Genomic DNA, 15,575 nt, shown 5'->3' on the forward strand with positions numbered 1-15,575 from the left:
GGTCGCGCGGTTCGGCAGGCGGGCTTCACGACGTCGCCGTAGGACCGGCGCGAGCCCGTCGGTGCAGCGACGGGCGCCTAGTAGCCGTGTGGACGCCGGTGTGGATCGGCTTGCTGCACCCGAATGGCGAAGTTCGAACCCGAACGGTTCACGTGATAGCGGTCGCGGACATAGTTGATCGTGGCGCACATGTCCGCGACCACGTCGTACGGCGTGGTCGCGGTACCCGCCTGATGGTAGGCGGCGAAAGTGGAGGGAACGCACTGGGTGGCACCCCGCGAGCAGTTCTGCGGGTGGCCGTCGGGCGCCTTTGGGCCCCGCGCGTTGATGTCGTGGACGTTCACCCGGTTCTGGTTGTGGCTCGACTCGCGGTCGGTGATGGTGACCAGCGCCGGTACCCCGTACCGCGGGTCCATGCCGGTCAGTTCGCACGCCTTCCGTGCATAGCGCCGCATGGCCTCCAGCCCGACACCGTCGTGCGGATCACGGTAGGTGACCTGGCTGAGACTGAGCGGTCCGTTCCGCGTCGCGGGCGCGGCCTTCGCGCAGTCGACGGTGAAGCCGGCGTGTCGGCCGAGCGTGGTGAGGGAGGCGCAGCCGGGTATGCCGTCGGCGTCGGCTCCGGTGAAGCCCTGGGCGAGCTGTTCGGCGCGGTAGGCGGCCTTGGTCTGCTCGCCGAAGAGGCCTGTGGGGCCGTCCGGGATGTTGTGGCCCCGCGCGATCAGGGCCTTCTGCACGGTGCGGACGTCTTCGTTGCTCTTTCCGAAGCGGACGTTCGACAGTGCGACCATGACGGCTCGTTTCCTTTCGTGTCGTCAGCCCCAGGGGGCCACGGTGAGCCGGATGAGCGCGTCCTCCCCGAGGATCGGGGCAGCGGTGGCGGGGAGTCGGATGTGGCAGACCCAGACGTCGGGGGTGGGGTCCTCGTCGGCGATGACGTGGCTCTCGGGCCGGTAAGCGCTGATCGGGCCGGTGATGGCCGAGTTCCAGGTGGCGGAGAGCGCGGGCACGGGGGCAGCGGGGTCGGCACGGACGTCGATGATCAGGATGTCGTCGAAGTCGGCGGTCTGCTCCAGATGGTCGTTGAAGCTCAGCAGTCCGTCACGCCGCTGCAGCGACAGGATCCGCAGGTGCAGCGCGTACCGCATGGTGCCGGAGTCGTCCGCCCGGAGCGTGCTGCAGAGGAAGGTGTTCACCAGGGGGACCGTCGCCCCGTCGCCCGCACTGCCGTCCGGCAGCTGGATGGGGCACCAGTGGGCGCTCGTCTGCTCGTGCGTGACGATCTGGAGGCCGCGGACCGACAGCTGGACCTCGGCCTGCCAGACCGTGTCCGCTCGCTGCGGCAGCCGGACACCGACAAGCGCCGCCTCCGCCCTGCAGTCCCCGAACAGGAAGCGCCGAAGGTTCTGGTACCCCTCCTCGGAGTTCACGAGTCCGTAGCGTCCGCTGTGGCTGCGGTGCACATACGCCTGGTACGCGTCCGGGACGTACGCGTTGTCGATCTGCACCAGGCCGTCGCTGCGTGGCCCGACCGTGGCGGCTGACAGGCCGTGCGCCACGTCGTAGTCGGTCGGGTCGGTACCGATCAGGCAGAAGACCCGGTCCGGGGGGAACGGGAACCGCCCTTGCCGGGGCATCGCCCGGGGGTCCCATCCCGGCGGCGGACCGTCCGCGTCGGTCTCCTTGTCCGGCGTCAGGTACGCGTACATACGCTCCCGCCCGAAGATCTCCGCACCGTTGATGCCGGTGAGGTCACGCAGCCTCTCCAGGACGCCGAGGCCGACGTCGAACGCGATGCCGCCGTGCGGGGTGCCGTAGGTGAAGAGCCTGCCCACGCAGTCCGTCGGGTCGCGGTCCAGATCCGGGAGGGTCTTCTGGATCAGACAGCGGCACACCAGACCGCCCATGGAGTGGGCGACCAGGTGGACGCGCGGTGCTCCGGACTTGGTCCTGATCGTGTCGATCAACTTCAGCAGGTCCTCCGCGGCCGTCTCCAGCCGGAACTCGTGGGAAGTTCCGCCCCAGGTGGTCGCGGACGTGTCGTAGAAGCGGTGGATCCAGATGGTGTCCGGCGGGATCCTGTCGTGGGTGGCGAGGTAGAGAGCCTGGCCGCCGTCGACGAGGATCCGGTAGCCCTCGTCCAGGTGAAGGCGCAGCAGAGGGCTTTCGAACTCGTAGAAGCACGGCGCGTCGTCCGGTCCGACACGGATGTGCGTGGAGCCCTCGTTGAAACCGTAGAAGGGGTCCGTCACCACCTTGTCGATGCCGGCGGTGCCGCCGGCGTATCCCCGGACGTAGACGATCGGCAGTTTCGAGGCCGGTGCCATGGGTTCCTCCAGGTTCGGCGTTCACCGACGCAGCCGTACGGCAGGCGTGCGCCGCACCGCGGAGCCGCCCCGGCGCAGGGCGATGCGTCCGTTGCTTCGGGCCATGCGTCTTCGGCCTCGAATGCACGCGACCGAGGGTACGAACGTGCCGTCAGCCCGGCGTCAATCCGGCGTCACCCGCCTGGAAAGCGCCACCCGTGGCGGGTCAGCATGCGCGCGAACCGGGGGGAGGGCTCGACCCCCAGCTCATCCCACAGCAACCGCCGGAACGAGCGATAGTGACGGACCGCTTCGACGAGGTTGCCTTCCGCGAGGTGCGCGGAGACGGCGGCCCGGTGCGCGCTCTCCCGGAGCGGCTCCGCGCGCACGCTCTCCCAAGCCGCCTCGAGGGCGAGTCCCGGCTTTCCCTCTCGTACGAGCGTCTCGGCCAGCGCGTCCAGGGCGTGCAGCCGCAGCTGCCGCAGGCGTTCGCGCTCCAGCAGGACCCATTCCTCGTCCCAGCCCGGCAACAGGTCTTCCCCCCTCAGCAGCGCCTGCGGGAGCCGGTTGGTGAGCGGCGGGCCGCAGCCCTGGACGACACCGAGGGCCGTTTCGGTGAAGGCGTGCACGTCGACGTGCAGGGTCTCGGCGGTCGTGAGCGAGTCGCCGGAGCACCGGATCACCGGCTGGTCACCCCGCGGAAGCTTCCACAGGGTGGTGCGCAGGCTGCCCCGGGCGTGATCTTCCGTGACCTCGGGCCACAGCGTCCCGGCGAGGACCGTGCGGGACACGTGTGTGCGCAGCGCGACGAACGCCAGCAGGCGCTGACCGTTGCGGCACAGATCGATGGGCTCGGCATCGCATTCCAGCCGGAAATGGCCGAGCAACCGCAATTCAGGAGGGGAAACCACCTTGATCGCCTCGCTCGACGGCGTACGGCCGTCCGTCAATGCGGGTCGAGCGTGTCACAGGCTCCGGGCAAGCCCGTGTCATCACCCTGCGTGGGTCAACGGTCCGGAGGCGGTGCGCCGGCCGGCAGGGACCTGCTGGGCGAAAGCCTGCAGGGCCACCGTGCTGTTCGCCGGCAGAACGGCCATCAGCCCCCGGTCCTGCGCCTGTGCGACCGTGGCCGCGGCCTCGCTGCCTTCGGGGACGAAGGTCAGGCGGACGTGCCCGTCGCCGGAGCCGCGGCGGTCCACCGGCGCGACGGCGCCGTGGGTGCCGTCGGGCAGGGTCACCCACAGCTGGAAGTCGTCGTATCGGACGAAGTCCGCGCCCTTCACCGGCCAGGGGTAGTGGTGTTCGCCAGGCACGCTGGGAAGGATCCCCTGGTGGTTCCCGTGGCTCAGCGGCACGCATGAGTTGAACAGGGAGTCGGTCCACGCCTCGACGCCGTCGGCGTCCCTGACCGGCGTGCGCAGCAGGTCCTCGGCGCGCTCGTAGCCCAGTTCCGCCAGGGCGGGCAGGGTGAGCGGGAAGGCGTCGACCAGCTCGGCCGCCTCCTGCCGGAGCCGGTCCACCTTCTTGGGGTCGGCGCAGAACTGCATGCTCCACTCGATGCCGACCCGGGCGCGGTACATCCGCCAGCCGCCGGATCCCTTGACCCAGAGGCTGCCGCCGTGGTGCATCTCCCAGTGCTCGGAACCGTTCGGTCCAGGATCGACGGGCCTGGGCCCGTAGGGCAGGTCCGGGTCCTCCATCTCGCGGAGGATCTTGTGTGCCGTCTCCTTGGCGGCGCGGAACTGTGCGGACTCAAATCGCTTCGGGTGCTCGACGAGGCGGATCTTCCACGGATGATTCTCCGATTCGATGCCGCCCGGCTGGAGCTCGGTGTGGGCCATGACTGACCTCCTCGGCCCGGCCCCACGGGCTGACGCCCGCTCGCGGGGCGGAGTCTTCCCCTGGTTCATATCGTCCGCCTCGGATCGATCGGTCGCGACTCGAACACGGGCTCCGCCAGGTACGGGACGCGGGGCGGGGACCGTGCTTGCCGGAGGTGACGGGTTGTCGTCCACGTTGAGCTGAGCGGCCGTCCAAAGGACCACCGCCGCAGGCTTGTTGCTGTTGGGAACGGCCATCTTGAGGGCCGCGTCGACCACGTGACGCGGATCGGCGGTGACGTCATGTCTCACGACCGGGGTGGAGGGACGGCGATCGCTGCACGCACCGGCGCTCTTTCCACGAAGCAGTCAGTGGCCCGTTGTTGTCGCTCCCGGCTCAAGTCACACATGCTCAGCCCGGCAGGGGAGCGCCCGAGTGCGTGATCGCCGGGTCCGGGGCGGCCGGTGCCCCCGTTTTCTGGCTCCGGCGGCGTGCCGGTGAGCCGTGATTCGACGAACAGGGCCGGACCACGGGCGACGAAAGGCGATAGTCGGCGAATGGGCTGGTCGTCGTCGGGTCTCCACCCCGTCAGCCGCTGAATATCCTCCCCCGCGGTTGAGAAGGGGAGCTACTGCCGCGGGAAAGTCTGTTCCATGCCTGCGTCAGCCACAGGAGGTGGTCCTCCCGAGCCCTTCCTGCCGTCACCGGAGCACGTTTCCGTAGCACTTTCGGATCCGTCGCCGCTGGTCAGGGAGGCGAGGACGCCGCCTCTTCCGGAACATGCCACCGAGCCGCCGCTCCATCAGGGGTCCAGAGCCCCTGCCTGGCTGCGGCACGAACCGGAATCCCCGTGTCGGACGGTCCGTGGCGCCCGCCTGAACCAGTGCGCGGAGTTCGACCGGACCGTCATCGCCCGACGGCTCCGTTCACCCTCGGCGACCGGTCATGTACCCCGTCACGCAGCGGCGGGAAGGAAGCACATCCGGGCAGCGGCGGGAAGGAAGCACACCCGGCAGGCACACAGCGTCCTCGGCACCGCGCAGCCGGTCGCCACCGGGACCGGCTGCGTGCACCATGAGACCGTGTTGCGGGCCGTTGAGCCGGAGCACGGCGAACCGGGCCACCCCGGCCCTGAACCAGGGGGACTGTGATGTCCCAGGCGTCGCACGCCGGTACGGGATCCCTGATGGCCGTTCTCGAAGCCCGCGCCCAGGACCATGCCCGCCCGCTCGAGGCTCATGTGCGTGCCCCGCTGGAGCGGGCCTTCGGCACTTCGCTGAGCGACGTGATGGTCCACACCGACCTCGCCGCGGCCACCACCGCCACCCGCATGGACGCACAGGCCTACGCGCTGGGCCCACACGTGGTCTTCGCGCCGGGCCGTTTCGACCCGTACTCAGTGATCGGCCGAGCGCTGCTGGCCCACGAAGTGGCTCACGTGCTTCAGCAGCGGCACGCCGGCGGCCGAAACGGTACGGCGGTTCCGCTCGGTCCGCAGGCGGAAACAGCGGCGGAAGCCGACGCCGACCACGCGGGCGCCCTCGCAGCCGCCGGGCTGCCCGCTGCCGTGTCCGCCACCTCACCGGTCGGCGTCGCCCGCAAGGCGACGAAGGAACCGGTCGTCGTCGCGACCGTTCCCATGCACGAGCACCGTGACGAGCACGGCGCCTTGGTCCGCCTGACGGAGCAGGAGTACCGGGAGAGACGGGACGCGGCCGTCCGCCGGGTACGCCAGGCCATCACTCGGTTGGAGGGTATCGGGGACGTCGGACGTGCGACGCACGCCCGGCATCTGAACGAGTGGCACGCCGAGTCCTTCGGCGACATCGCGAGCAGACCGCAGAGACTGATCGGTGTTGCCGCCAATGTCTGGGGTGGCATCGTGCCGCCTCCGCTGCACATCTGGGATCCACCCCACACCCAGGCCGCCGAGGCGCGCAAGGCACTGGATGCCGGAAACCTCGCCGAGGCGGGGCGGCTGCTGACGTCGGCCGATGCCGCGCTGAGAGCGGCTCAAAGGCAGTGGAACGACTTCCTTACGGCCACCGTCGGAGGCGCCGGCAAGCTCAAGGGTGACCTGGAGATCGTCCGAGACGCCGCCTTCGCCGTCGAGATCGGACTGGCGGCCGTCGTCGCGGCGCCGGTCATCGGCGCGGCCGCGGCCACGGGGGCGGCGTCCTCGGTGGTCGTCGGAGGCGCCGTCCGCGGCGGGACACACGGGGTGGCGTCGTGGCAAGCCTCACGCCGGGCGGGTGGCCGGGGCGAGGTTGACGTACGGGGTGCCCTCAAGGCGGCTGTCGACCCACGCAGCGTGGTGGTCGACGCGGCTACGGGGGCGGTGGCTCCAGGGGTGGGCAAGACCCTCGGCGTTGGGGCCAAGGGGCTGACGCTGGGCCAGGCCACGCTGCGGCAGGGGGCCGCCGCGGCGACGACAGCAGCGGCTGTGGGCGTCGGAGAGACCGCCGTCGACACGACGGCCGCCTTGGCCGTCGAGGGCAAGACGCTGGAGCAGGCGACGGAGGAAGTCCTGCTGCCCGGACTGGAACGAACCGGGAGGTCGGCCGCCGCCGGTGGCGTGGGAGGTGCGGCGGGCGCGCTCGCCGGCGCTGCGACGGCCAAGGTGGCGCCCGCCGTCGGCCCCGTACTGGGCAAGGCGGTCGGACACGCCGGCCAGGCGACCGTCGCCGCCGGTACGGCCCTGGCGTTCGGTGGTGACACCACGGCGGCGGCCGCCGCCGTGCTTGCCTCTCTCGCCGGCGCCGCGGCCCCCCAGCCCAAGGCGAGCAGGGGTCCCCGGCCGGCGCCGCGCCCCGCCAAGCGGCGGGTGGCCAAGGCCGAAGGGACACTGGGAGCTGCCGAGAAGGCCAGGAGCGATCGTCTGAACAGGCTGACGAAGGCACGCGGCAAGGCGCAGGACGCGGCCGTACGGCAGGAGCAGGCCGCCGGGGAGGTCAGGGAGGCTCGGGCAGCGCTCGCCATGGCCAGAGCCGAAGCACGCAACGCCCGGCAGAACGCCAGGAGAGCCGGCAAGGCTGCCGCCGCGGAGGCCGCACGGACACAGCCGCAAAAGGCGGCGGGGCGCCGGCCGCCGAAGCCGGCGGGCAGGGCCCGGGCGGAGCGGGCTGTCGCATCGGCGGAGAAAGGGGAGAGGGCCCTGACCAGGGCGAGACAGAAGCTGGACCGTTCCCGCAAGAAACTCGAAATGGCCGCGCGCGCGGTGCGCCACTGGAACAGGACCGCGACGGGGCATCAGTCGAAACTCGCCGAGGTTGACACCCGCATCAGACGTGCCCGGACCAGACTTCGCATGGCGGGTCAGCCGCACAGCCTGGCGAAGGAGACTCGCAAGGACTGGGCGGAACAGATCCGCCCGGGGCAGGCTCAAAGACTCGGCGCCCGATCGGGCGAGGAACTCCACCATGCCGTCGAGTTGCAGGTGCTCGACAGGTATCCCGAAGCCTTCGCTCCGGGCGAGCTGGTTCAGGACAAGAACATCCGCCTCATCCCTGCGGAGATCACCCCACAGGAAGCACATCTGCTGCAGGAAGCACATCTGCTGGCCCAGGGAAAGCAGACGCCACGGGAGCAGTGGACCAAGGAGATGACCGATCTGCTCGAGGCGCACACTCCCGCGGGCGGTGCAGAGGAGATCGTGCTCCTGAAAGAGCGTCCGAGGAAGGGCCGTCCCGCCCAACTGCACCAGGGTGCCATTCGCCGTGCATGGGACAGGATCTACGACCGACTCGACGCCGACCTGGAAGCCGGCGCCCGCGACGGTTCCCTGCCCGAAGGTTCCCCACGACGGCTGCAGTTCATCCGCAACCGCATCTTCGAAGGCCGCGCCCTCGTCGACTGGTATTTCGGCTGGGCGTTCGGCGAGGCGCGGAGGAAGTTGAAGCTGCGCTGACCGATTTACCGGACCACCTGACCTGCGGGTGCTGGCCGCGGGTCTCCGGTCGTCCATGAGGCCGGCGTCAGTGTGTGGGCGCCGGCACCGGCACACACCAACGCTGCTGATGTCCCGCGACGGCCGTCTGCTCTAAAGGCCGTTGTCGGCGCCCCGTTCACCGTCGGCGGCGAGCCCGCCGGCGTCGCCGTGGGCCCCGGCGGCAGACCGCTCTACGTGGCCGACGGCTTGAACGGCGGCATCGCCGTGGTCGACGTGGATGACGGCACCGTCGTCAAGACCTTGGAGAACATCGGCCTTCTGCTGCGTGACCTTGCCGTTTCCCCTGACGGCAAACTGCTCTACGTGACCGACGCGCAGGCGCAGAAGGTGCTTGTGGTCGACATCGCGCAGCGGAATGTGACAGGAGCCGTGGACCTCCCGAACCCCTTCGGGCTCGCCATGTCCCCCGACGGACGAAGGCTGTTCGTCACGCTGCCCGGAGAGCGCAGCCTGGCCGTCGTGGATCCGCGCACACTGGCGGAGACCGGCGAGCGGATTCGGCTCGGATCTGCCGCCAGCGGTGTCTGCCTCGCTCCGGACGGCAGACGGCTCTATGTGACCGACCCCTCCACCGGCCTGGTGTCCGTCGTGGAGGTGTGACCGGTCGTCGGAGCCAGGTCATGGCGTATAGACGATGCGGAAATCGTTGATGAAGGCCTTTCCGGTGAGAGCGGTGCCGGCGTCCGTCGTCTTGGCCGCCTCGGCGACGATGTAGTAGCGGTACTTGGTGTTGTCGACCTGCGCGCGGGCGGGTGTGGCCGGGGCCGGCATGTCGAAGAACGCCTGATTGGGGTCCCTGTTCACCTGCAACACGGCGATTGGTTCGGTTGAGCCGTCAGCGCCGTTGACCGCGATCTGCTTGCGGGAGAGCGTGACGGTCAGTTTGCGGTCGGAGGCCTTGTTGCCCGAGACCCTGAGCAGGGAGATCACGCTGTTCTGAGGGAGAGCCACACTCATCATCCCCGAACTGGTGGTGTCACCCAGGGTGGGTGGTGAGGAGAAGACGTCCGGCGCGCGGGTCGTGGCCCGACCGTCCTCGTGCGTCCAGGCGCGCAGGAAGTCGTCCTTCATCCACGTCAGATTGGGGGTGAGGGCGAGGGTGACCGGCTGCGACGGGCCGGGAGCGCCAGCGGGCCGCAGCTGCGGGACGAAGCGCCGGACGCTCGGGTCCAGGGCCACCGCGTCGGCCACCGGGATGCGGACTCCGGCCAGCACCACCCATGGCTCGGAGGTCTCCGCAGGCGCGGGTTGCGTGCCCGGCACGGGTTCCGGAACCGCAGCCGTGTAGATCTCCGGCAGGAAATCGAGCAGTCCGAGTCTGAACCCCTCCGCCATGCGCGTCTGCTCAGCGGCGCTGCTCGGGCTCTCGTCGTACCGCACGGCGACGAAGAACTGGTGCGCCGGATCCAGGGCGCCGGACGGGCCGACCGGCGGCAGCGTTCGTACGTCCACGCGCAGCGGGCTCTCGATCGCGATCTCGTCCCCCTGCGGGGACAGGACGAAGCCGGGTGAGATGTCCACGGTGCCGGGGACGGGGGTCTTCTGCGGCGTCTGCGCAGGCTTCACGTCCGCCCCGAACACCAGGCCCCAGCCGTGCAGCAGCCGGTTGTGCCGGCGTTTGCGTGCCAGGGCCCAGGTGTTCCACTGACCCAGGTCCTCCGGACCGACAAGCTGCCCGGTGAACCAGAGCGGACGTTGGGATTCCTCTGCAGGTGCGGCCATCGGGTTCCTTACTCTCTGTGCTCTGACTTGCGGTGACGAGGCCGAAGGGGCCTACTGCGCCGGTTTCAGCCGGACCTCGACGATCACGTGGGCCGGCCGCTCGCGTTCGACGACTCGCCGCACCGCGGCGAGCGCGGGTGCGTGCTCGGCCGGGACCAGCACCTGAACCCGGTGCGCGGTCTCCGCGTACAGGGGGAGTCCGCGGTCCTCCGCGTCGATCAGCCAGGAGTTGTCCAGGACGGCCGTGCTGCCGAGCGCAGGCGGTTCCGGCCGCGCGGCGAGCCGGGTGGTGGATCCGAGAAGTGAACCCCCGGGATCCCCCAGCTTCCAGAGTCCGGCATCGAGCAGCGGCTCACGGACCTCCACCTCGACGCCGCCCACCTCGCGGCGGACCGCCTCCACGAGTCCGGCCGGAGTACCCCGTCGGGCGTGGGCGGCGACCGCCTGTGCCACTCGCTCACGCCGCTGGCGCACCTTCGACGACGGTGCGTCCGGGTCGAGGGCGTCCAGGCCGGCGTCCACCCACGCGGCGAGGCGCGACAACCACGGTGCGTCCGCCCGGTCCGGAGCCATCGCCGGGTCCAGCAGCTCGGGCAGCCGGTCCAGCTGCTCCGTCACGTCCGAGTACACCGAGGAGAAGAGGCCCAGCAGGCGCCCCAGAGGGCCGCTGCCGTCGTCGTCTCCGGTGTACGCGGTGGGCAGCTGGTCCAGCAGGCCACGTCCGGAGCGCATGACGCGGACATCGCTCAACCTGGGCGTCATCCGGCCGTCTCCGATCAACTCGACGGCCACCCACAAGGCGGGTGCGATGTCCTGGGGCACCGCGAGCACCCGTACATCGGGGCAGTCGAGTGGGCCCGCGCGCCATCGCTCGGCGGCCGTGGGCACCGGGGCATGGTCCGGATCCACGGTGCCGCGAGCCGTGGGGCTGGGCGGGCCGGGTACGGGGGCGTTCGGGCCGTGCGGGGTGCGGGAGACGAGCGTCCAGACGCGTACATGCGTGCCCGGCGGTGCCGGTTCGGCGAGTTCGATCTGCAACCGGCACCAGCGGGTGTGGCCGCGCGGCTGCGGGGCGGGCACGACGATCACACCCCGGGTCGCACGCAGCGGTGCGGGAGGCCGGTACAGCCCCTCCGGACCGGCCAGCAGCAGCCGCCCGCGGTGGTCGAGGGCGACACCCGCCAGGCCCGCGGTCACCTCGGCCAGCCGCTGTGCGGGCTCCGCCGCGTCCTCGGGCACCAGGAAGACGCTGCCCGAGGACGTGACGGCCACGAAACCCGACCCCCAGCCGTCGGGAGCCGGCGCGGCGGCCACTGCGTCCACCCGGGTACGCGCGGCGAGCTGAGCCGAGTCCTCCGGAACCGGAGGAGGCACCGGCGCACCTTCGGCCACCACTGCCCGGCCGTCCTCGGTCACCCGGACGACGCGCTGACGCCCCGTGTCGATCACGGCCACACCGCCGTCGGCCTCCGCTCGCACTTCGAGGGCGCCGCCGGCCGGCCGGAAGGCGAATGCCGCCCACGGATCCCCGACAGGAAGCCCGATGACGGGCAGCAGCTGCGTATCGCCTTCACGGCGCAGCACGGTGACCGACGCGCCGGGCCAGCGGCCTTCCCGGTTCAGCCAGCGGTAGGGCGTTTCCTGGGGCATGGGTCAGCTCTCCACGCCGACCCATGCCACGCTCCATTTGAGCGAGACCCCGACGAGCGCCGGGAGTTCGTGGTTGAGCAGTGATGCCGGGTTGAGCGGTACCTTGGTGGGTTGGTTGTCGGGAGCGGTCGCGGTCACTCCCGTATGCAGCGGGACGACGACCACCAGGCTGGTCCTGTCGGAACTCTCGACGTAGGGGGTGCCGTCGAGGATGGCAGCGCCCTCCGCTGCCTCCTGCGGCATCGGCGTGGTCGTCTCGCGTTGGCCCTCCAGACGCACCAGGTAGGTCGGGGAGCCGGTGAACCCGCCGGAGGTGGTGTCGATCTCCGTCCTCACACCTGTCACCGACCCACCGGCCGTCGTGACCAGAGTCCACTCCGTGCGGCCGCCTGTGGTGGCACCGGCCGCCACATGAGGGGAGACCTTCAAAGGACGGCGCGACAACCCGTCGGGCGATGCCGCCAACTGGCACTCACGCACCCGGACGGTGGCCAGCACCAGGTCGAAGCCGTTGCGGACAGCCGCCTCGGGCAGCCATTGCAGGGTTGGTTCGTTGTCCAACCGGACGGCTCCGGAGGATGCGCCGGCACCCTCGCGGGTGTGGACGGCGGCCTCGTCGTCCTCCGTCCAGCGAATGACCAGGCGGAACTCCTCGGGAGCGAGCTTTGTTTCGCGATCCGGCGCCGCGTCGTCCGCGGGTTTTCCGGCCGTCGCGGGCACGCTGAGTTCCACCGGCCGGGTCAGCAGCAGTTCCCGGCCGACGGCGTCCAGCGCGTATCCGGGCGACACCACCACCGTGGGGCTGCCGATCTCGCCGGTCACCTCGATCCCGCGGCTGATGCCCCAGCCGTGCAGCGTCCGGTGGTGGAGTTCGCGCAGCGTCCGTTCGGTGTGGACCAGTTCCATCAGATCGGAGGCCGCCAGCACCTGTTGCTCGAAGAACGCCGGTCGCGACACCGAGGGCAGCGGGGAGGTCGGCTCGTCCATGGTCATGGTCTCCGTTCTCTCGTCGGGGACGGCCACGGCCCCGGTGGCACCCGTCCCGGGGGGAGCGGGGCCGATCCCGACCGGAGGCACGTCGACGACGGCCGTCCAGACGATCTCGACCGAAGGATCGGTCACCGGGGCCCTGGGCACCTCCTCGTCCGCCCGCCGCCCGTGGCGGACCAGCAGCGTGAAGCTGCCTCGGTCATCGGCGGCCGAGGCGGTGACGGTGGTGGTGATCACGGTCACCGGCGGTGGCCCGTCCAGGGAGGCGAACACCCTGGGTACGGCCGCCAGATCGCGCGGCAGGGACACGGTCGCCGACCAGCACAGTTCCGTACCGGCCAGCCGGGCCGTCGCCTGGGACAGCCGGCCGGTCAGCAACTGTGTGCTGCCAGGGCGCCGGGCGAGCAACCGCAGGCCACTGGTCTCCACGGTGACGGGGTCCGGTGTGAAGCGGCCCAGAACGACATCCGTACCGGGATCGGCCGGTGTACGGGGGCTGAGGAGCCACGGCCGGGCACGCGGGCCCGTGCCGATCGCGCGCAGCACCACGGTGGCGGAGCCGTTGCCCGGCACGAGAGTGTGCGGATCCGGCAGGACCAGTAGCTCTCCGTCGGCGGTGGCCGCGATGCCCGGCGTGACGGTGAGGGTCGCCGGGGGGCTCGACAGCTGGACTTCCAGACCGATCAGAACACCCTGGCACCGGTGGGCGGACCGGACATGCTCGGCGAGGCCGAGGTCCAGCGGGCGGAAGAGGTCGGTGAGATCGGCGGAACGCAGCGGCCGGCCCCGTTCGAAGGCGAGGCGATCCACGTCGGTCATGTACCGGCCCCCTCGGCGATGTCGAACGTGTGGCGGCCTGCCACCACGAGGGCGTCGGCCGGCACGGACACGCCGGAGTGACGGCGGGCGCCGGCGGGCGTGTCGCCGGAAACGTCGTCGAGCGCCGGCACGTCGAACGACAGCGCGGTGATGTGATCCACACCGGGAACGTCACCGAGCACCTGCATCACCTCGCTGCGGTGGACATCACGGCCGAAGGGCCAGCCGTCGGCCTTCGGACCGCCTGTGACGGGATGGAGGAACCGGTCCAGAGCGGCGACGGCCGCGCCCGTGGTCGCCGCCCGGTCGGCACCGGGCCGGAGAACCGCCGTCACCTCCGCCGTGACCCGGACGTAGCGCGGGCCGGTGACGAAGACGCGGGTGCCCATGGTCCGGCGTGCGTCCAGCCAGGAGCGGACGGCGCCCAGCAACCCCGCCGAGGGCTCGGGCCGTGCCCGCGGCAGTTCCGGAACGACCACCACGGTGACGCATCCCGTGGCGCGGAGGCCCGGCACCCGCGGGTCCGTCTCCGCGAAGGCCCGGGCCCGTGCGATGGATGTTCCCGGAGTGGCGAGTGCGCACCGTTCGAAATCGGCGAGTGTCACGGCCCGTTCGGGAACGTCCAGACCGAGGACCAGATCGCGGTCGAGGTCGTCCAGGGAAGAGGCTCCGGCTCCGGCCAGGGCTTCGTACAGCCGCTCGTGGACCCACATCGCACGCTCGGCACGGGCCGCCGCGGCGGCGACGTCCTCCGGCCCGGCGCCGCCGGTGGGCGCGGCGGCCGGCACGGCCGTCACCTCGTGCGGTGCCGGAGCCCGGCCGAGCAGCGCTCGGTTGCGCGGACTCGATTCCAGGATCCACCGAAGGCCGGGCGCGGGCACACCGTCGCCGCTTCCGCCGCCGACCGAGCAGCTCATCAGGACCGTCTCACCCTCGTCGGGCACGGCCCCGCGGCGCCCGTCGCCGAAGGTGAGCACACCGGTGGACGGGTCGAGCACCGCGTGACGATCGGATCGTCCCGATGCGTCGAGATCGGACACCAGCGTCACCCGTCGCGCGGTCAGGCCGCGTGAGCACAGCCATACCTCGGCACGATCGGCAGGCACGGTCCCGTCCACAGGCAGGGCGAAACACTGCTCGGGAGTGCCGTCGCCCACGCCGGCGACGACGGCCTCGACCACCAGGCCGCCCTCCGCACCGCCCTCGGGCCGCTGCCAGTCCAGCACCCGGACCGAGGGCCCTTCCTCGGTCTCCGCTCCCAGACGCAGCCCATCGACCCGCCCCTGCTCGTCCACGGACAGGACGAGCTTGCCGGACGCCGGCGGCTGGGGCATGGGACCGCCGGACGGGGTGACGCCGACGGCGACGGTGAAGGATCCGACGGCGGGTACGGCCAGCTCGGCGCGCACGGCGTCGACCGTGATCCCGGTCAGGAGCGGCGCCGCGTCGAGCCGCCCGCGATCCAGACGACAGCGGATCCAGGCCCGCTCGGAAAGGACCCCGAGTGCCTCTCGTGGCAGCGGATCCGCGAAGTGGAGCAGCACGCCCGCGCTACGGGTGAGGGCACGGGTGCCGTCGACCACGTCGGCCGCGTCGAGGCGCTGCCACTCACCTGCGCGGCGGACTTCCCACACGGTCACGGCATCATGGTGGGCGGTTTCGGAAGTCTCGTCCCGACCGCCCGCGGGCCCTGCGTCCTCTCGGTACCGGCCCTGGTCGACGCCGAGGTACAGGGACAGTCGTGTTCCGGCGGGCAGTTCCCCGTCGAAGCCCAGCACCAGGGCGGCGCCCGCGCCCGGGTCAGGGCCCAGGGCGGGACAGGGGACGCCGGCGGTGAGCGCCGCGGTGTGGTCGTTCCACCCGGTTGTGTACCCGGACTGCTGGGCGGTCCCGTCGTCGACGCCCGCCACGGTGAGGGCGGCGCCAGTAGGACGGACCGGGTGCAGCGTCGTCATCCTGAAGGGCGGCCCTGCCCGCCCGTCGGAGGCCGGGCGGTCGGCGCAAAGAACCAGCCCGGCGGGGAGTTCCACGGCGTGCGCGGAGTCTCCGGTGACGGCGAGGACGGCTGCCGCGTGCCGCGGTTCGCGAAGCGGATGACCGGTCAGGGCGAGGAGTTTGCGCAGATGGCGATCAGTGGTCCGGCCCGCCCGGTACATGTCCGCATCCACGTGCCAAGCCAACAGCTCCAGCAGGGCGATGCCGGGGTCGGAGACGTTCTGATCGGTCCAGCGTGGAGCGACCAGGGGGATCAGGGCCCTGGCCTCGGCCACCAGATCGGACCACCGGCGCGTGTCGAGCACGGGCGGGTGCAGTGGCAC

General features: G+C 71.3%; 10 protein-coding genes. 2 read left to right on the forward strand and 8 right to left on the reverse strand.

Annotation, left to right across the window (positions count from 1 at the left end):
- Positions 1-77: 77 nt before the first annotated feature.
- From ACZ7GZ_RS32610 to ACZ7GZ_RS32625, 4 genes are all read right to left on the reverse strand, one after another.
- Positions 78-791 (reverse strand): peptidoglycan-binding protein, encoded by a 714-nt coding sequence (locus ACZ7GZ_RS32610; protein ID WP_471029721.1) that lies wholly within the window; start codon positions 789-791, stop codon positions 78-80.
- 24 nt (positions 792-815) lie between these two features.
- Positions 816-2,327: an esterase/lipase family protein gene (locus ACZ7GZ_RS32615; protein ID WP_471029722.1), complete on the reverse strand. Its 1,512-nt coding sequence runs from the start codon at positions 2,325-2,327 to the stop codon at positions 816-818.
- A 173-nt stretch (positions 2,328-2,500) separates the two neighbouring features.
- Positions 2,501-3,256: an AfsR/SARP family transcriptional regulator gene (locus ACZ7GZ_RS32620; RefSeq protein ID WP_471029724.1), complete on the reverse strand. Its 756-nt coding sequence runs from the start codon at positions 3,254-3,256 to the stop codon at positions 2,501-2,503.
- A 42-nt stretch (positions 3,257-3,298) separates the two neighbouring features.
- Positions 3,299-4,384: a DUF6424 family protein gene (locus tag ACZ7GZ_RS32625; RefSeq protein WP_471029780.1), complete on the reverse strand. Its 1,086-nt coding sequence runs from the start codon at positions 4,382-4,384 to the stop codon at positions 3,299-3,301.
- 929 nt (positions 4,385-5,313) lie between these two features.
- Between ACZ7GZ_RS32625 and ACZ7GZ_RS32630 the strand changes: the two genes are divergently transcribed.
- Positions 5,314-8,034 (forward strand): eCIS core domain-containing protein, encoded by a 2,721-nt coding sequence (locus ACZ7GZ_RS32630; protein WP_471029725.1) that lies wholly within the window; start codon positions 5,314-5,316, stop codon positions 8,032-8,034.
- Positions 8,035-8,106: 72 nt separating this feature from the next.
- A complete protein-coding gene (locus ACZ7GZ_RS32635; protein ID WP_471029726.1) occupies positions 8,107-8,676 on the forward strand; it encodes a YncE family protein in 570 nt (189 codons plus the stop codon).
- Positions 8,677-8,694: 18 nt separating this feature from the next.
- Here ACZ7GZ_RS32635 and ACZ7GZ_RS32640 read toward each other — a convergent pair whose 3' ends face one another.
- The 4 genes from ACZ7GZ_RS32640 to ACZ7GZ_RS32655 are packed head-to-tail and all read right to left on the reverse strand — an operon-like array spanning position 8,695 to position 15,575.
- Positions 8,695-9,798, reverse strand: a complete 1,104-nt coding sequence (locus tag ACZ7GZ_RS32640) for a hypothetical protein (RefSeq protein WP_471029727.1) — start codon at positions 9,796-9,798, stop codon at positions 8,695-8,697.
- Between the two features lie 51 nt (positions 9,799-9,849).
- Positions 9,850-11,448 (reverse strand): phage tail protein, encoded by a 1,599-nt coding sequence (locus ACZ7GZ_RS32645; protein WP_471029729.1) that lies wholly within the window; start codon positions 11,446-11,448, stop codon positions 9,850-9,852.
- Between the two features lie 3 nt (positions 11,449-11,451).
- Positions 11,452-13,257: a hypothetical protein gene (locus ACZ7GZ_RS32650; protein ID WP_471029731.1), complete on the reverse strand. Its 1,806-nt coding sequence runs from the start codon at positions 13,255-13,257 to the stop codon at positions 11,452-11,454.
- Positions 13,254-15,575 carry a baseplate J/gp47 family protein gene (locus ACZ7GZ_RS32655; RefSeq protein ID WP_471029733.1) on the reverse strand — a complete coding sequence of 774 codons (2,322 nt, stop codon included), beginning with the start codon at positions 15,573-15,575 and terminating at the stop codon, positions 13,254-13,256. Before ACZ7GZ_RS32655 ends, ACZ7GZ_RS32650 begins: the two co-directional genes overlap by 4 nt.

The sequence above is a fragment of the Streptomyces sp. NPDC037288 genome, assembly GCF_055603265.1.